Raw genomic sequence first — 17,175 nt, forward strand, 5'->3', positions numbered from 1 at the left:
CCCCCCCCCCCCCCCCCCCCCCCCCCCCCCCCCCCCCCCCCCCCCCCCCCCCCGCCCCAGGTTGAGCCTCAGACCTCGACGACCACGGGGAGGATCATGGGCCGGCGGCGGTAGTTGTCCGACACCCACCTGCCGACCACACGGCGGACGAGCTGCTGCACCTGGTGCGGCTCGGAGATGCCGTCCTGTGCCGATTTGGCCAGGGCTTCGTCGATCTTGGGGATCACCGACTCGAAGTCCTTGTCGTCGATGCCGGACCCCCTGGACTGGATGTGCGGGCCTCCCGTGATCTTGCCGGTGGTGCTGTCCACCACCACGAAGATCGAGATGATCCCCTCCTCGCCCAGGATCCGGCGGTCCTTCAGCGATGACTCGGTGACGTCGCCGACCGACAGGCCGTCGACGTAGACATAGCCTGCCTGGACCTTCCCCGCGATCTTGGCCCTGCCGTCGACCAGGTCGACCACCACACCGTCCTCGGCGATCACGATGTGGTCCTTGGGCACACCGGTCTGCGCGCCCAGCTCCGCGTTGGCGCGCAGATGGCGCCACTCGCCGTGGACCGGCATCAGGTTCTTCGGCCGGCAGATATTGTAGAAGTAGAGCAGTTCACCGGCCGAGGCGTGGCCGGAGACGTGGACCTTGGCGTTGCCCTTGTGGACGACGTTGGCGCCCCAGCGTGTCAGTCCGTTGATCACCCGGTAGACCGCGTTCTCGTTACCCGGGATCAGCGAGGAGGCCAGGATTACCGTGTCTCCGGGAACGATGCGGATCTGGTGGTCCCGGTTGGCCATCCGCGACAGCGCGGCCATCGGCTCGCCCTGCGACCCGGTGCAGACGAGCACCACCTCGTCGTCCGGCAGGTCCCCCAGCGTCCTGACGTCCACGACGAGTCCCGCGGGCACCTTGAGGTAGCCCAGGTCCCGGGCGATGCCCATGTTGCGGACCATCGAGCGGCCGACGAAGGCGACACGGCGGCCGTACTCGTGGGCCGCGTCGAGGATCTGCTGGATGCGGTGGACGTGGCTGGCGAAGCTCGCCACGATGATGCGCCTCTGCGCACCGGCGAACACCTGGCGCAGGACCTGGGAGATGTCGCGCTCGTGCGGGGTGAAGCCCGGCACCTCCGCGTTCGTGGAGTCCGACAGCAGCAGGTCGATGCCTTCCTCGCCCAGGCGCGCGAAGGCTCGCAGGTCGGTGAGGCGACGGTCCAGCGGAAGTTGGTCCATCTTGAAGTCGCCGGTGTGCACGGCCATGCCCGCCGGGGTGCGGACGGCGACGGCAAGGGCGTCCGGGATGGAGTGGTTGACCGCCACGAACTCGCAGTCGAACGGACCGATGTGCTCGCGGTCGCCCTCGGTCACCTCGAGGGTGTAGGGACGGATGCGGTGTTCCTGGAGCTTGGCCTCGATCAGAGCCAGGGTCAGTTTGGAACCGATCAGCGGGATGTCCGGCTTCTCGCGCAGCAGGTACGGCACGCCGCCGATGTGGTCCTCGTGGCCGTGGGTCAGGACGATGCCGTCGATGTCGTCCAGCCGGCCCCGCACCGAGCTGAAGTCGGGAAGGATCAGGTCGACTCCGGGCTGCTCCTCCTCGGGGAAGAGCACACCGCAGTCGACGATGAGTAGTCGGCCGCCGTACTCGAAGACGGTCATGTTGCGGCCGATCTCGCCGAGACCGCCCAGCGGGGTGATGCGCAGACCGCTCTCGGGCAGTGGCGGCGGTGGGCCGAGTTCGGGATGCGGGTGGCTCAAAAGTCTCTCCTCACCACACGCGCCACGCACCCTGGGGGCACGTGGCGCGTGATCGTCGTGCACTTGCAGTTGTTGGTCGGTATCCAGTTGTGAAGTCTGTTTCAGAGCTGTACCCCGCCGGCGGCGAGATCGCGCTTGAGCTGCTCGGTCTCCTCCGGGGTCAGCTCGACGAGCGGCATGCGCAGAGGACCCGCGGGCAGCCCCCGGAGTGTGAGCGCGGCCTTGGTGGTGATCACGCCCTGGGTTCGGAACATACCCGTGAAGACGGGCAGCAGCTTCTGGTGGATCTCCGTCGCCTTGGTGACGTCACCGCCGAGGTGGGCGTCCAGCAGGGTCCGCAGCTCCGGGGCGACCACATGGCCGACGACCGAGACGAAGCCGACCGCGCCGACGGACAGCAGCGGGAGGTTGAGCATGTCGTCACCGCTGTACCAGGCGAGTCCGCTGGTGGCGATGGCCCAGCTCGCACGCCCCAGATCGCCCTTGGCGTCCTTGTTGGCGACGATCCTGGGGTGCTCGGCCAGCCGGACGATGGTCTCGGTGTTGATGGGGACGCCGCTGCGGCCGGGGATGTCGTAGAGCATGACCGGCAGGCCGGTGGCGTCGGCGATGGCGGTGAAGTGCCGGTACAGCCCCTCCTGTGGAGGCTTGCTGTAGTACGGCGTGACGGCCAGCAGGCCCTGGGCGCCGGCCCGCTCGGCCGCACGGGCCAGTTCCAGGCTGTGCCGGGTGTCGTTGGTGCCGGCTCCGGCGACGACGTGTGCGCGGTCTCCGACCGCCTCGACCACGGCCCGCACGAGCCGCGCTTTCTCCACATCGCTGGTGGTCGGGGACTCGCCGGTGGTGCCGTTGACGACGATGCCGTCGTTGCCGGCGTCCACCAGGTGGGTGGCGAGCCGCTGCGCGCCGTCGAGATCGAGATCGCCGTCCGCGGTGAACGGCGTGACCATCGCGGTCAGGACCCGCCCGAAGGGCGTCTGCGGTGTGGAGGTCGGAGCCATGGGTCCCACGCTACTCGCAGCCTGAGGCCCGATGTGCTCTCGGGAGGCGGTTGAGGAGCCCGGCACTGTCCGCTCGGGGGTTCAGACAGTGCCGGGTCCATGGAAAAAGCGTAGACGAAAATCTCGAAAAGCCGCAATTCGGGCAAAGAGGGTAGGCGCCCCCCTTATGGAGCGACTCGCCCGTTGGTGTTGAACGCCTCGTGTGTCAGCGGCATGAGATCGGCCCAGCGCGCCTCCATCCGCTCGGCGACCATCTCGATCTCCCGCTGCGGGAAGGAGGGCACCCTCGCCAGCTCGTGCCGGGTGCGCAGCCCCAGGAAGTGCATCAGCGACCGGGCGTTGCAGGTGGCGTACATCGAGGAGTAGAGACCGACCGGAAGGGCCGCGCGGGCGACCTCGCGGGCGATTCCGGCGCCCAGCATCTCCTGGTACGCCTCGTAGGAGCGGCGGTAGCTGTCCCCGAGGGCCCGGACGGCGCCCCGGTGCTGCTCGGCCGTACCCTCGACGAACCGGTACTTGCCCGGACGTCCCTCCTGCACCAGCTTGCGGGAGGCGTCCGGCACGTAGAAGACGGGCTCCAGCTCCCGGTACCTGCCGCTCTCCTCGTTGTAGCTCCAGCCGGCCCTGTGGCGGTGGAACTCGCGGAAGACGAACAGCGGCGCGCTGATGAAGAAGGTCATCGAGTTGTGCTCGAACGGGCTGCCGTGCCGGTCGCGCATCAGGAAGTTGATCAGTCCCCTGGAGCGCCGCGGGTCCTTCTCCAGTTCCTCCAGGGACTGCTCACCCGCGGTGGAGACCCGCGCCGCCCACAGCACATCGGTGTCTGCGGCCGAGTGTTTGACCAGCTCGACGGTCATGTCACTGCGGAAGCGGATGTCGGGGGCGTCGGACACCGGGGAATCCTTTCGGTCGTGCCACGCGGGAAGTCGGGGCGGCGCACAGCCTATGGCGGCGACGTCCACCGGATCGACCTCGCCCCGGCGCGCTCCCGTCCGCACGGCGGCGACCCAGGTCGCTGATATCCTTCCACAAGCATCAGAAAACGGGCACTTGCCCGGACGTCCGGACGTTCTACCCGTGATAGTGCAGATCACCTTCCGAGGAGCAGCAGATGGTCCGCCGCGAGGAGTCCGTCCCCTTCGCCTTCGTCGCCGAGTCCGGACACTTCCGCAGTAACGTCACTCCCCCGCGCCACCGCCCGTCGAGGACGGACATGGCCGGTCGCGTGCTGCTCGGGGTGGTCGCGGTCGCCGGGCTCGTGGGGTCCCTGCTCCTGGGAGTGCCGGCCCTTGAGAACCCTCAACCACAGGACGGCGGACCGGACCACCCGAGCGCCGCCGAGAGCCGCTGATAATCTCCTCGCTCACAGGCCCCACCCACTGTGTCCGTGAGCGAGGATTCCGTGCCACTGCACTTCCTGACGGCCGACGGCGAACTGGACGCCACCGCCTCCGACGAACCGCTGCCGTACGAGGAGCGGGAGAGATGGCGGCGACCGTACCGGCCGGGACCCTGGCGGGTCGCCGGAGCGGCGCTGACGCTGCTGCTCGCCGCCTACGTACTGATGTCCGCTCTGATCATCGCCATGGCGGGCTCCGCCGCGGAGGCGGCCGTGTGCCTGCTCGCCGCGGCCCTGGTGATCGCGTACGCACTGCGGCTGCTGCGGATGGGTGTGTGGGTCAGCGCCCGCGGGATACGCCAGGTGAGCCTGTTCTCGACCACGACGCTGCCCTGGCGGAACATCTCGGCCGTACGGACCGTGCAGCAGCCGGTGAAGTGGCTGGGCATGCCGCGGACCGTGCAGGGTCAGGCCCTGCTCGTCGAACCGCGGCGAGGCGAGGCGCTGAGGCCGGTGCTGACCGACCACAACGCCGACTTCCTCTCCCGCCCCGGTTCCTTCGACCAGGCGGCGGACGTGGTGGAGGGCTGGGCCGCGGAGAACCGCCGCCCCTAGCCCGCGGCGATCCGGCGGGCCCGGGGCGGCCACGGCGCCGTTCAGGCCGCCGTCTCCCGCACGGGCCTGCCGTCGTGCAGCGCGATGGCCCGCTGCATGGCCTTGCGGGCCCGCGGGGTGTCCCGGGCGTCGTGGTAGGCCACGGCCAGCCGGAACCAGCAGCGCCAGTCGTCCGGGGTGGCCTCGGCCTCCTCCTTGCGCCGGGCGAAGACCTCGTCCGCCGAAGCCTTGTCCACGCGCCCGCCCGCCGTCCGCGCGGGCCCGTCCTGCGGCAGCCCTCCCTCGGCCTCCAGCTCACGCGCCAGACGGCCCGCGTTCCGCGCGAAGCTGGTGTTGTGCCACAGGAACCAGGCGCCGACGCACGGCAGGACGAAGGCGACGACCCCCATTCCCATCGCGGCCGGCTCGCCCGTCCTCAGCAGCAGTACGCCCTCCAGGGCCGCCACCGCGAAGACGACGACCAGTGAGACGGCGAGGAAGACGTAAGTGATCTTTCCGCCCATGGGTCTCAGTCCAGGTCCATGAAATGCTCCAGCCCCACGGTGAGGCCGGAGGTGCCGGTCACCCGGCGCACTCCCAGCAGGATGCCGGGCATGAAGCTGCTGTGGTGCAGCGAGTCGTGGCGGATGGTGAGGGTCTCGCCGGTGTCACCGAAGAGCACCTCCTGGTGCGCCAGCAGCCCGCGCAGCCGCACCGAGTGCACCGGAACCCCGTCCACGTCCGCGCCGCGGGCGCCGTCGAGGGCCGAGGTGGTGGCGTCCGGCTGCGCCGGGCAGCCCGCCTCGGCGCGCGCCTCGGCGATGAGCCGGGCCGTGCGGGTGGCGGTGCCGGAGGGCGCGTCGGCCTTGTCGGGGTGGTGCAGCTCGACGACCTCGGCGGACTCGAAGAAGCGGGCGGCCTGCCGGGCGAAGCGCATGGTCAGCACGGCGCCGATGGAGAAGTTCGGCGCGACCAGTACTCCGGTGCCGGGGGACGCCTCCAGCCAGGTGCGCAGCTCTCCGAAGCGCTCGTCGGTCCAGCCGGTGGTGCCGACGACCCCGTGGATCCCGTGGCCGACGCAGAACTCCAGGTTGCCCATCACCGCCTCGGGACGCGTCAGGTCCACCGCGACCCGGGCGCCCGCCTCGGTGAGGGCTTCCAGGGAGTCGTCCTTGTCCAGGGCGGCGACGAGCTCCATGTCGTCGGCGCCCTCCACGGCGCGGACGGCCTCGGAGCCGATACGGCCCTTGGCGCCGAGGACTGCTACGCGGAGCTTGCTCATGTGCGTGTTCCCTTTCACGGGTACGGACCCCCGGAGGGGCCCGGGTCGGGCGAACCGGGCGGACCCTCGGTCGGGCGGGCCCGTGGTCAGGCGACGGCTTCGTCCAGGCGGGCGCCCTGCCGGTCGGTCAGTGGTCCGATGACCGACAGCGAGGGCCGCCATCCCAGGATCTCGCGGGCCACCGAGCGGATGTCGTCGGGGGTGACGGACGCGATCTTCGCGAGCATCCCGTCGACCGACAGCTGCTCGCCCCAGCACAGCTCGCCCTTGCCGATGTGGTTCATCAGCGCGCCGGTGTCCTCCAGGCCCATGACCGTGGAGCCGGAGACCTGTCCGACGGCACGGCGCAGCTCCTCGTCCCCCAGGCCGTGCGAGGCGACGTGGTCGAGCTCGTCGCGGCAGATCTTCAGCACGTCGTGGACCAGGTTGGGGCGGCAGCCCACGTACACGCCGAACAGGCCGCAGTCGGCGAAACCGGAGGTGTAGGAGTACACGCTGTAGGCCAGTCCGCGCTTCTCGCGCACCTCCTGGAACAGCCGGGAGCTCATGCCGCCGCCCAGGGCCGCGCTGAGCACTCCGAGCGCCCAGCGGCGCTCGTCGGTGCGGGACAGTCCGGGCATGCCGAGGATGACATGGGCCTGCTCGGTGGCGCGGTCCAGCAGGTCGACGCGGCCCGCGGTGCGGATGCGGCGCGAGCCACCCCGGGGGGCGACGGGCTCGGCGTCGGGGCGGCCCAGGGCGCCCGCGCGTTCGAATGCCTCGCGCACCTGGCGTACGACCGTGTCGTGGTCGAGGTTGCCGGCGGCGGCGACGACCAGGTGGGTGGGGTCGTAGTGCCGGCGGTAGAAGCGCGCGATCTGGTCGCGGGTGAGGGCGTTGATGGTGTCGGTGGTGCCCAGGACCGGGCGGCCCAGCGGGGTGTCGCCGAGCATGGTTCTGGCGAACAGGTCGTGGACGCAGTCCCCGGGGTCGTCCTCGGTCATGGCGATCTCCTCCAGGACGACGTTGCGCTCGGCGTCGACATCCTCGGAGCGGATCAGCGAGCCGGTCAGCATGTCGCAGACGACGTCGACCGCCAGCGGCAGGTCGGTGTCCAGGACCCGGGCGTAGTAACAGGTGAACTCCTTCGCCGTGAAGGCGTTCATCTCGCCGCCGACCGCGTCGATCTCCGCGGAGATGTCCAGGGCGCTGCGCCGTCCGGTTCCCTTGAAGAGCAGGTGCTCCAGGTAGTGGGTGGCGCCGTTGAGCGTGGGCGTCTCGTCACGGGATCCGACCCGCGCCCAGATGCCGAAGGTGGCGGAGCGGACGGTCGGCACCGACTCGGTGACGACCCGCAGGCCACCGGGGAGCACGGTCCTGCGGACGGTGCCCGTGCCGTTCCCGGTGGTGGCGGTGGACGGGGACCAGCGTCCGGAGGCGGGTCCGGGCACGGGGCCTGCGGCCGGGCGGGCGGGGTGATGGGGACGGGCGACGGCCCGCCCCACCGGGGCGGTGGGGCGGGCCGTCGTACGGGGCGTACGCGTCACTTGGTCGCGGTGTCCTTCGCGTCGGTGGTCTCGGTGCCTTCCTTCTCGTCCTCCTCGAGGACCGGGATCAGCGACAGCTTGCCGCGCTGGTCGATCTCGGCGATCTCGACCTGGACCTTCTGGCCGACCCCCAGCACGTCCTCGACGTTCTCCACACGCTTGCCCCCGGCGAGCTTGCGGATCTGCGAGATGTGCAGCAGGCCGTCCTTGCCCGGGAGCAGGGAGACGAAGGCTCCGAAGGTGGTGGTCTTCACGACCGTGCCCAGGTAGCGCTCGCCGACCTCGGGCATCGTCGGGTTGGCGATGCCGTTGATGGTGGCGCGGGCCGCCTCGGCGGCCGGACCGTCGGCGGCGCCGATGTAGATGGTGCCGTCGTCCTCGATGGTGATGTCGGCGCCGGTGTCCTCCTGGATCTGGTTGATCATCTTGCCCTTGGGACCGATGACCTCGCCGATCTTGTCGACCGGAATCTTCACGGTGATGATCCGCGGCGCGTTGGGGGACATCTCGTCCGGGACGTCGATGGCCTCGCTCATCACGTCCAGGATGTGCAGACGCGCGTCGCGGGCCTGCTTGAGCGCCGCGGCCAGCACGGAGGCCGGGATGCCCTCCAGCTTGGTGTCGAGCTGGAGGGCGGTGACGAACTGGCGGGTGCCGGCGACCTTGAAGTCCATGTCGCCGAAGGCGTCCTCCGCACCGAGGATGTCGGTGAGGGTGACGTAGTGGGTCTCGCCCTCGATCTCCTGGGAGATCAGGCCCATGGCGATGCCGGCGACCGGCGCCTTGAGCGGCACGCCGGCGTTCAGCAGCGACATGGTGGAGGCGCACACCGAGCCCATGGACGTCGAGCCGTTGGAACCCAGCGCCTCGGAGACCTGGCGGATGGCGTACGGGAACTCCTCGCGGGTGGGCAGCACCGGGACGATCGCCCGCTCGGCCAGCGCTCCGTGGCCGATCTCGCGGCGCTTGGGGGAGCCGACGCGGCCGGTCTCGCCGGTGGAGTACGGCGGGAAGTTGTAGTTGTGCATGTAGCGCTTACGCGTCACCGGTGAGAGGGTGTCGAGCTGCTGCTCCATGCGGAGCATGTTGAGGGTGGTGACACCCAGAATCTGGGTCTCGCCGCGCTCGAACAGCGCCGAGCCGTGGACCCGCGGGATCGCCTCGACCTCGGCGGCCAGGGTGCGGATGTCGGTCAGCCCGCGGCCGTCGATGCGCTTCTTCTCCTTGATGACGCGCTCGCGGACCAGTGCCTTGGTCAGCGAGCGGTACGCCGCGGAGATCTCCTTCTCGCGCCCCTCGAACCGCGGCAGCAGCTTCTCGGCGGCCAGCGCCTTGACGCGGTCGAGCTCGCTCTCGCGCTCCTGCTTGCCGGCGATGGTCAGCGCCCGGGACAGCTCCTCGCGGACGGCCGCCTCCAGCGCCTCGTACACGTCGTCCTGGTAGTCCAGGTAGATCGGGAACTCGCCGACCGGCTTGGCGGCCTTGGCGGCCAGGTCCGACTGAGCCTTGCACAGGGCCTTGATGAAGGGCTTGGCGGCCTCCAGGCCGGCGGCGACGAGCTCTTCGGTCGGCGCCTCGGCGCCACCCCTGACCAGTTCGACGGTCTTCTCGGTGGCCTCGGCCTCGACCATCATGATCGCCACGTCGCCGTCGGGCAGGACACGGCCGGCGACGACCATGTCGAAGACGGCCTCCTCCAGCTCGCCGTGGGTGGGGAAGGCCACCCACTGGCCGCGGATCAGGGCGACGCGGGTGCCGCCGATCGGGCCGGAGAAGGGCAGTCCGGCCAGCTGGGTGGAGCAGGAGGCAGCGTTGATGGCGACCACGTCGTAGAGGTGGTCGGGGTTGAGCGCGAGGATCGTCTCGACGATCTGGATCTCGTTGCGCAGGCCCTTCTTGAAGGACGGGCGCAGCGGGCGGTCGATCAGGCGGCAGGTGAGGATCGCGTCCTCGCTGGGGCGGCCCTCGCGGCGGAAGAAGGAGCCGGGGATCTTGCCCGCGGCGTACATCCGCTCCTCGACGTCGACCGTCAGGGGGAAGAAGTCCAGCTGTTCCTTGGGGTGCTTCGAGGCGGTGGTGGCCGACAGCACCATGGTGTCGTCGTCCAGGTAGGCCACGGCCGAGCCCGCGGCCTGGCGGGCCAGGCGGCCCGTCTCGAAGCGGATGGTGCGGGTGCCGAAGGATCCGTTGTCGATGACGGCCTCGGCGTAGTGGGTCTCGTTCTCCACCAGGGAATTCTCCTCGTCTGCGTCCGTGCCCGTGTGGCGCGGACGGTGGTGGTGGAGCGTCTTCCCGTGGGGGCCGGTCTTCGATCGAAGCTCCCGGGGTCTTTTCACCCGGGGGCCACTACCGAGGACCGGCAGCGTGAAGGCGCTCCGCCTCGTTTTCACATGTCGTCGTAGGACCAGACTACAAAGCTTCTGGTCTCCGTGAGTGCCTGTGAGGTGCCGCGAGTACGGCGAAGGGAGCGGTTCCCCTGCCGGGAACCGCTCCCTCTCACGGCGTACTACCGGGCGCCGGCCGCACCGCGGCGGATGCCCAGGCGCTCGACCAGCGCACGGAAGCGCTGGATGTCCTTCTTCGCCAGGTACTGCAGCAGGCGGCGGCGCTGGCCGACCAGGAGCAGCAGACCCCTGCGGGAGTGGTGGTCGTGCTTGTGGGTCTTCAGGTGCTCGGTGAGGTCCGAGATGCGACGGGTGAGCATCGCGACCTGGACCTCGGGGGAGCCGGTGTCCCCCTCCTTGGTGGCGAACTCGGTCATGATCTGCTTCTTCGTAGCGGCGTCGAGCGGCACGCGATACTCCCTGGTTTCTTCTTCGAGGCCACCGAGTGCCCCTGGTCTTCCGCGCAGGGGATCTTTCAGGACTCGGGAGGCGGGGTCCGCTGGGCGCTGCCTCCAGGTGGTCACCGGAAGACGCGTACACAAACGGCCGTCGGCAAGCGTACCAGCCGTGCGACGGACCACTCACCGCAGGTCGCCGTCGGAACCCCCGGGGCGGTCGGGAGACCCGCCTCAGCCGGTCATGCTCCGTGCGGCGGAGTAGGCGTCCAGCACCGCCAGGCACAGCGGGATCAGCGACAGCAGGACGAAGCCCTCGGCGAAGTCGAGGAACCGGCCCCAGAACGGGGTGACGCCGCGCCGCGGCACGACCAGGCCGACGGCCGTGGCCAGCGCCGCCGCGCCGGCCAGGGCGGCCGACAGCCAGACGGTGCGCAGGTCCAGTGGGCCGCCGTCCCCGGCCAGCAGTTCGCCCACCAGGTCGGCGGGCGGGTTGAGGGCCAGACCGAGCGCGAGGAGGGCCAGGGCGGTCAGGCCCGCGACGAGGGCGCAGGCGACCTGGGTGGTGTAGCGGAACAGGCGGGCGCGTGCCAGCGCCGCCAGCCCGGCGGCCAGGGCGAGGAGCTGCCCCCAGCCGGAGTCGGAGAAGCCCAGGACGGCCGCCGATGCGACGGTGACGGCCGCGCAGCCGCCGACGAGGCCGAGCAGCGTCTCGTGGCCGCGGCGGGCCTGGACCGCGACGCGGTCCGCGTCGACGGGGCCCGCGGTGTCGGGGGCGGCGTCGGGGTCCTCGTCGTAGCGCATGGAACCGGTGCGCGGCGCGTTGTAGCCGATGGGCAGCCGGGCGAAACGGGCGGAGAGACCAGGCAGGAAGGCGATGGCGCCGATCGCCACGGGGACGCACACGGCCGCGGTCCGTACCGGGCTCAGCTCGGTGAGGATGGCGGTGAAGGTGGCCAGGGTGCCTACGGCAGAGGCGGAGGCGGCGGCGACGAACGGGCCGTCCCCGCCGGGTGCGGCGGCGATCAGAGCGACGGAGGCGACCAGGACCGCCACGCATCCGAGCAGGAACTGCAGCCTGCCCACGCCGCCGCCGTCCGCCGGGGGCAGCAGCCCGGATCCGGCGATCATCACGTGTGGCAGGGAGGCCAGCCCGAGCGCCGTCGCGGAGAGCCGGTCGTCGTACACCCGTGCCCGTACCGCCGCGAAGGCGATCAGCAGCACTCCGGCCACGGCGGCGAGGACGCCCGGCAGACCATGCATGTCGTGGCGCACCGGGTCGGCGAACCACAGCACGAAGGCCATGAGTGACATCAGCACCACGCCGCCGACCAGCCCGGCGACGCGCATCAGGTCGTCGCTCCACATCCTGCGGTCCTTCGAGACCGCGGAGGCCACCGCGTCGGATACGTCGTCGAAGACGGCCGGGGGCAGCGACTCGGCGAACGGGCGGAGGCTGAGGATCTCGCCGTCCAGGACCTGCTGGGCGGCCAGGGAACGGGCGCTGTCGAGCACGCCGCCGTCCCGGCGCACCAGGTGGTAGCCGACGGGGGCGCCCTCGGCGGAGACCTGACCGCTGAGGCGGAGGATCTCGGGGTGCAGGTCGGCGACCGGGATGTCCTCGGGGAGGGCCACGTCGATGCGGCTGTCGGGCGCGACGATGGTGATCCGGCAGAAGCCGGTGGTGGCTGCCGGTGCAGTCGTACTCACCTTGAGATCCCCCTCGTGGGCTGCTCGCTGGCTCACTGGCTCCACACGATGCGCGCGGCCCCTTTGCGGGAACCCCGCGTTCTCCCACGGCTTTTCGCCCCTGGCCGGCCGCTCGGGCTGCGCGTACGCCGCGCGCAACCCTACCGCCCTCCGGTGCCGCCGGCTGCCAGTAGTATCGCCCCGCGCGGACGGGGTCCGTCGCCACGGGGGCGTCGGCAGGCACACCACCGTCCCGCTCTGTCCGAGGGATTGATGCTTCCGTGAGCCAGATCGTCGTCAAGCGTCCGCCGCGGGTGCTCCCGCCCAGCGTGCCCGGCGAGGATCTGAGGCTCGAACCGCCGCCCGAACTCCCCCGCGGGCAGCAGGAGGGCGTGCTGTTCCAGCTTCTTCCGATGCTGGGCATGGGCGGTTCGGTGGTCTTCTTCTTCATGCCGAACGCGCATCCCTTCATGCGCATCATGGGCGTGATCATGATCGCGTCCACCGTGGCCATGCTCGTCGCCACCATCGTGCGGTTCCGGCGGGGCACGCAGGGCGAGATGGCCCAGATGCGCCGCGACTACCTCAAGTACCTGGCGCAGACCAGGCGCAGGGTCCGCAGGACGGCGCGCATGCAGCGGGACGCGCAGTACTACATGCACCCCTCCCCGGACCAGCTGTGGGCACTGGTCGCCGAGTCCTCCCCGCGCTTCGCCGGGGAGGCGCCCAGCCGGGTGTGGGAGCGGCGCGCGAGCGACGACGACTTCGTACACGTACGCGTCGGTCTGGGCGAGCAGCGGCTCGCCACCGCGCTGGTGGCTCCGGAGACGGCGCCGGTGGACGAGCTTGAGCCGCTGACGGCCGGCGCGATGCACCAGTTCCTCCAGACACAGGGCACCGTCGCGGACCTGCCGATGGCCGTGTCCCTGCGCGCCTTCTACCACCTGACGGTGAGCGGTGAGCCGGACTCGGTGCACGGCGGCGTCCGCGCCATGGTCGCCTCCCTGGTCGCCCTGCACTCCCCCGAGGACCTGCTGGTCGGCGTGGTGACCGGGCGGGACGGCGCCGAACGCTGGGAGTGGGCCAAGTGGCTGCCCCACGCGCAGGTCTCCGGCGTCACCGACGGCGCGGGCAGCGGACGGCTCGTCACGGGCGATGCCGCGGGGCTGGAGCACCTGCTGGGCGCGAAGCTGGAGGGCCGCCCCCGCTTCAACTCCTCCGCTCCGCCACTGCTGGACCAGCCGCACGTGGTGGTCGTGCTGGACGGTGGTTCCGTGGTGCCTCCGGAGTCGATGCTGGCCGCCGCCGAGGGGCTGCAGGGGGTGACCGTGATCGAGGTCGTGCCCGGCGACATCGGCAGCCCGCGCGGCGGCCTGTCCGTGGTTGTGCGCCCCGGCGAACTGCGCCTGGAGTCCGCGCACGGCGCGGTGTACCGGGGGCGGCCCGACCTCCTCTCCCCGGAGGCCGCCGAGGCGCTGGCCCGCCAGCTCGCCCCGCTGCGCATGGGCACGGGCGGTGATGACGACGAACCGCTGCTGGCGAAACTGGAGTTCACCGACCTGCTGAACCTGGGCGACGCCGCCTCGGTCGACGTACGGCGCACCTGGCGTCCCAGGTCGACCGCCGAGCGGCTGCGCGTGCCCATCGGTGTGGGCGAGGCCGGCCAGCCGGTCATGCTGGACCTGAAGGAGGCCGCGCAGGACGGCATGGGCCCGCACGGTCTGTGCGTGGGCGCGACCGGCTCGGGCAAGTCGGAGCTGCTGCGCACTCTGGTCCTGGGCCTGGCGGTCACGCACTCGTCGGAGACGCTGAACTTCGTGCTGGCCGACTTCAAGGGCGGCGCGACCTTCGCCGGGATGTCGCAGATGCCGCACGTGGCGGCCGTCATCACCAACCTGGCGGACGACCTCTCGCTGGTGGACCGCATGGGCGACTCCATCCGCGGCGAGCTCAACCGTCGCCAGGAGTTGCTGCGTGACGCCGGCAACTACGCCAACATCCACGACTACGAGCGGGCCCGGGCCGCGGGTGCCCCGCTGATCCCGCTGCCCTCGCTGGTTCTGGTCATCGACGAGTTCAGCGAACTGCTGACGGCCAAGCCGGACTTCATCGACATGTTCATCCAGATCGGCCGCATCGGCCGCTCGCTGGGCGTGCACCTGCTGCTGGCCTCGCAGCGCCTGGAGGAGGGCCGGCTGCGCGGCCTGGAGACGTACCTGTCGTACCGGATCGGTCTGCGCACCTTCTCGGCGGCCGAGTCCCGCGCGGCGCTGGGGGTGCCGGACGCCTACCACCTGCCGTCGGTGCCCGGCTCGGGTTATCTGAAGTTCGGCACCGACGAGATGGTCCGCTTCAAGGCCGCCTACGTCTCGGGCGTCCACCGCTCCGGTGCCTCGGCCTCCGCCGGAGCCGCCGGGGGGCCGCTGCCGGGCGAGCGCCGCCCGGTGCTCTTCACCGCCAGGCCGGTGCCGGTGCCCGCCCCCCGGCGCGCCGAGCCCGACCCGGGCCCCGAGCCCACCGCCCCGGCCGACGACGACGCGTTGGCCGACACCGTTCTGGACGTCGTCGTGCGGCGGCTGGAGAACCAGGGTCCCGCCGCTCACCAGGTGTGGCTGCCGCCGCTGGACCAAGCGTCGCCGCTGGACGAGCTGCTGCCCGGTCTGGTGGTGGTCCCCGGCCGCGGCCTGACCCAGCCGGACTACCCGTACACGGGCCGGCTGACGGTGCCCCTGGGACTGGTGGACAAGCCGTTCGAGCAGCGGCGCGAGGCACTGCTGCGCGACTTCTCCGGCGCCGCGGGCCACATGCTGGTCGTCGGTGGCCCGCAGTCGGGCAAGTCCACCGTGCTGCGCACCCTGATCGCCTCCTTCGCCCTCACCCACACCCCACAGGAGGTCCAGTTCTACGGGCTGGACTTCGGCGGCGGTGGTCTGACGGCCGTGAAGGACCTGCCGCACGTGGGCGGCATCGCCTCCCGGCTGGACCCGGAGCGGGTGCGACGGACCGTGGCCGAGGTCGCCGGCGTGCTCAACCAGCGCGAGGAGTACTTCCGGGCCGGCGGCGTCGACTCCATCGCCACCTTCCGGCGCCGCCGGGCCCGCGGGGAGATCACCGACCAGCCGTGGGGCGATGTGTTCCTGGTCGTCGACGGCTGGGGCGCCTTCAAGCAGGAGTACGAGATGCTGGAGGCCGTCGTCACCGACATCGCCTCCCGCGGTCTGGGCTACGGCATCCACGTCGTGGTGGCGGCCTCCCGCTACATGGAGGTGCGCCCGGCCCTGAAGGACCAGCTGCTGAACCGGCTGGAACTGCGGCTGGGCGACACCATGGACTCGGAGTTCGACCGCAAGGTCGCGGCGAACGTGCCCGCCGGCGTCCCCGGGCGCGGCCAGACGCCGGAGAAGCTGCACTTCATGGCAGCGGTGCCGCGCATCGACGGCGTCGCCTCCGACGAGGAGCTCTCCGACGCCACCACGGCGCTGAACCGGGCGGTGGCCGACGCCTGGCAGGGCCCCGCGGCCCCGCCGGTGCGGCTGCTGCCGCGCGAGCTGCCCGCCGACAGGCTGCCCGCGGGCGGCGACCACCCGCGGCACGGCGTCGCCTTCGGCATCGACGAGAACACCCTGCAGCCGGTCTTCGTCGACTTCGAGACCGACCCGTTCTTCCTGGTCCTCGGTGAGAGCGAGTCGGGCAAGACGGCGCTGCTGCGTCTGCTGGCCAAGCAGATCTGCGAGCGCTACACGCCCGACGAGGCGCGCATCGTCGTCGCCGACTACCGGCGCTCGCTGCTGGGCGACATCCCCGACTCCCACCTCATCGTGTACGCCGCCATGTCCAATGCCATGGACACGCACATGGCCGCGATGAAGGACCTGATGGAGAAGCGCACCCCGCCGGAGGACGTCACCCCACAGCAGCTGCGCGACCGCAGCTGGTGGCACGGCCCGAAGATGTTCATGATCATCGACGACTACGAGCTGGTCTCCACCTCCAGCGGCAACCCGCTGGCGACGCTCGCCGAGCACCTGCCCTTCGCCCGGGACATCGGCGTCTGCTTCATCATCGCCCGCAGTTCCGCCGGGGCCTCCCGCGCCTCCTACGAGCCGTTCACGCAGCGCATCAAGGAGCTCGGCGCCCAGGGCGTGGTCCTCTCCGCCGATCCCGGCGAGGGCGATCTCCTCGGCAACGTCCGCGGCCGGCAGATGCCGCCCGGCCGGGGGCACTTCGTCTCCCGCAAGCGCGGGGCCCCGCTGGTCCAGGTGGGCTGGCTGCCTCCGAGCTGACCCCTCCCGGGGGCCCGGCCCGGACAGTGACCCCCGGTCGGCTCCGGACGTGTCCGCGAGTCGGCTCGAACCGGCGTTCCCCGTGGTCCCGAGGGCGCGCGGACGCCCCTCGGGACACGTACCGGACTGTTATCTTGCCCGGGGGCCGTGAGCCGCGGGGCGCCGCGCCGTGCCCCCTCACGTTCACCGACGCCGCACCGCGGTTCAGCGGCGCGGCACGGCACGGGGCACGCTCCCGTCGCCGGCGTCCGTCGAGGAAGGACACTGATGGGGACTCAGCAGGAGAAGGACGAGCTGTACGCGATGGACATCTCCGACGCCGTGTGGGAGAGCGCGCCCGGCGGTCCGGAGGACGAGAAGGTGGAGATCGCCCATCTGCCGGGCGGCGCCGTGGCCATGCGCAACTCCAAGGACCCCGGCACCGTGCTGCGCTACACCGCCGCCGAGTGGCGGGCCTTCGTCCTCGGGGTCCGCGACGGGGAGTTCGACCTCAAGCCCTGAGACCCGGCGACTCGAGGCTCACCGGCCGGGAGCGCGTGGAGAACGAGCGGGCGCCCGGTGACCGAGTGCACTCGGTCACCGGGCGCCCGCCGGGTGTTCGCGGCGGATCCGGGGGGTCAGAACTCGAACCGCTGGGCCGCCTTGCGGTCCGTCCGCTGGTAACCGTTGGTCGACTCGACCAGGTTGTCGGCGATGGCGTTGAGTGTGGCGTTCAGGCCGCTGACGTCCTGGCTCCAGCCGGCGTGCTTGGCCCTGAACGCCTGCTTCGCCTCACCGTCCCAGGTGTTGACGACCTTCATCACCTTGTCCTCGAGCGCGTTGAGCTGGTTCGTCAGCTCCTTGGCCGCGGTGCGGACGTCCTCCGCCGCGCTGACGACGGTGCCGTAAGTGATCTTGATGGTCATATCGCCCCTACCTTCTCTGTACG

The 17,175-nt window shown here is 71.2% G+C and carries 14 protein-coding genes; 4 read left to right on the forward strand and 10 right to left on the reverse strand.

All coding sequences use genetic code 11. The features are described 5' to 3' along the window. Positions 1–68 precede the first annotated feature (68 nt). The 3 genes from LJ221_RS10840 to thyX all read right to left on the reverse strand — a co-directional run bounded on the left by LJ221_RS10840 (position 69) and on the right by thyX (position 3,612). Entirely contained in the window at positions 69–1,754 is a 1,686-nt protein-coding gene (locus LJ221_RS10840) for a ribonuclease J (RefSeq protein WP_241715781.1), read from the reverse strand. Between the two features lie 101 nt (positions 1,755–1,855). Further along, positions 1,856–2,755 carry a 4-hydroxy-tetrahydrodipicolinate synthase gene (dapA, locus tag LJ221_RS10845; RefSeq protein WP_241715783.1) on the reverse strand — a complete coding sequence of 300 codons (900 nt, stop codon included), beginning with the start codon at positions 2,753–2,755 and terminating at the stop codon, positions 1,856–1,858. 164 nt (positions 2,756–2,919) lie between these two features. Next, positions 2,920–3,612 carry an FAD-dependent thymidylate synthase gene (thyX, locus tag LJ221_RS10850; protein ID WP_241715819.1) on the reverse strand — a complete coding sequence of 231 codons (693 nt, stop codon included), beginning with the start codon at positions 3,610–3,612 and terminating at the stop codon, positions 2,920–2,922. A 254-nt stretch (positions 3,613–3,866) separates the two neighbouring features. On the opposite strand from thyX, the gene LJ221_RS10855 reads away from it, so the two are divergent. Together LJ221_RS10855 and LJ221_RS10860 are read left to right on the forward strand one after the other, a co-directional pair. Continuing rightward, positions 3,867–4,106 (forward strand): hypothetical protein, encoded by a 240-nt coding sequence (locus LJ221_RS10855; protein ID WP_241715785.1) that lies wholly within the window; start codon positions 3,867–3,869, stop codon positions 4,104–4,106. Between the two features lie 51 nt (positions 4,107–4,157). Continuing rightward, positions 4,158–4,709 (forward strand): hypothetical protein, encoded by a 552-nt coding sequence (locus LJ221_RS10860; protein ID WP_241715820.1) that lies wholly within the window; start codon positions 4,158–4,160, stop codon positions 4,707–4,709. Positions 4,710–4,750: 41 nt separating this feature from the next. Here the strand turns inward: LJ221_RS10860 and LJ221_RS10865 are convergent, their stop codons facing one another. The 6 genes from LJ221_RS10865 to eccD all read right to left on the reverse strand — a co-directional run bounded on the left by LJ221_RS10865 (position 4,751) and on the right by eccD (position 11,985). Further along, positions 4,751–5,212 carry a hypothetical protein gene (locus LJ221_RS10865; protein WP_241715787.1) on the reverse strand — a complete coding sequence of 154 codons (462 nt, stop codon included), beginning with the start codon at positions 5,210–5,212 and terminating at the stop codon, positions 4,751–4,753. 5 nt (positions 5,213–5,217) lie between these two features. After that, positions 5,218–5,970 (reverse strand): 4-hydroxy-tetrahydrodipicolinate reductase, encoded by a 753-nt coding sequence (gene dapB / locus LJ221_RS10870; RefSeq protein WP_241715788.1) that lies wholly within the window; start codon positions 5,968–5,970, stop codon positions 5,218–5,220. An 86-nt stretch (positions 5,971–6,056) separates the two neighbouring features. Then, on the reverse strand, positions 6,057–7,400 hold the full coding sequence (locus LJ221_RS10875) for a pitrilysin family protein (protein ID WP_241715822.1): 1,344 nt from the start codon (positions 7,398–7,400) through the stop codon (positions 6,057–6,059). Between the two features lie 92 nt (positions 7,401–7,492). Beyond that, on the reverse strand, positions 7,493–9,724 hold the full coding sequence (locus LJ221_RS10880) for a polyribonucleotide nucleotidyltransferase (protein ID WP_241715790.1): 2,232 nt from the start codon (positions 9,722–9,724) through the stop codon (positions 7,493–7,495). Positions 9,725–10,002: 278 nt separating this feature from the next. Further along, positions 10,003–10,290: a 30S ribosomal protein S15 gene (gene rpsO / locus LJ221_RS10885; protein ID WP_241715793.1), complete on the reverse strand. Its 288-nt coding sequence runs from the start codon at positions 10,288–10,290 to the stop codon at positions 10,003–10,005. A gap of 219 nt (positions 10,291–10,509) precedes the next feature. Next, positions 10,510–11,985 (reverse strand): type VII secretion integral membrane protein EccD, encoded by a 1,476-nt coding sequence (gene eccD, locus LJ221_RS10890; RefSeq protein WP_241715795.1) that lies wholly within the window; start codon positions 11,983–11,985, stop codon positions 10,510–10,512. A gap of 260 nt (positions 11,986–12,245) precedes the next feature. On the opposite strand from eccD, the gene eccCa reads away from it, so the two are divergent. Both eccCa and LJ221_RS10900 read left to right on the forward strand, forming a co-directional pair. After that, positions 12,246–16,247 (forward strand): type VII secretion protein EccCa, encoded by a 4,002-nt coding sequence (gene eccCa / locus LJ221_RS10895; RefSeq protein ID WP_241715797.1) that lies wholly within the window; start codon positions 12,246–12,248, stop codon positions 16,245–16,247. 267 nt (positions 16,248–16,514) lie between these two features. Then, complete coding sequence (locus tag LJ221_RS10900) at positions 16,515–16,748, forward strand: DUF397 domain-containing protein (protein ID WP_241715799.1); 234 nt, start codon at positions 16,515–16,517, stop codon at positions 16,746–16,748. A 116-nt stretch (positions 16,749–16,864) separates the two neighbouring features. On the opposite strand, the gene LJ221_RS10905 is transcribed toward LJ221_RS10900, so the two are convergent. Further along, on the reverse strand, positions 16,865–17,152 hold the full coding sequence (locus tag LJ221_RS10905; RefSeq protein WP_241715801.1) for a WXG100 family type VII secretion target: 288 nt from the start codon (positions 17,150–17,152) through the stop codon (positions 16,865–16,867). Positions 17,153–17,175: the final 23 nt, after the last annotated feature.

The sequence above is a fragment of the Streptomyces sp. CNQ085 genome (genome assembly GCF_022614595.1).
Lineage (GTDB): Bacteria > Actinomycetota > Actinomycetes > Streptomycetales > Streptomycetaceae > Streptomyces.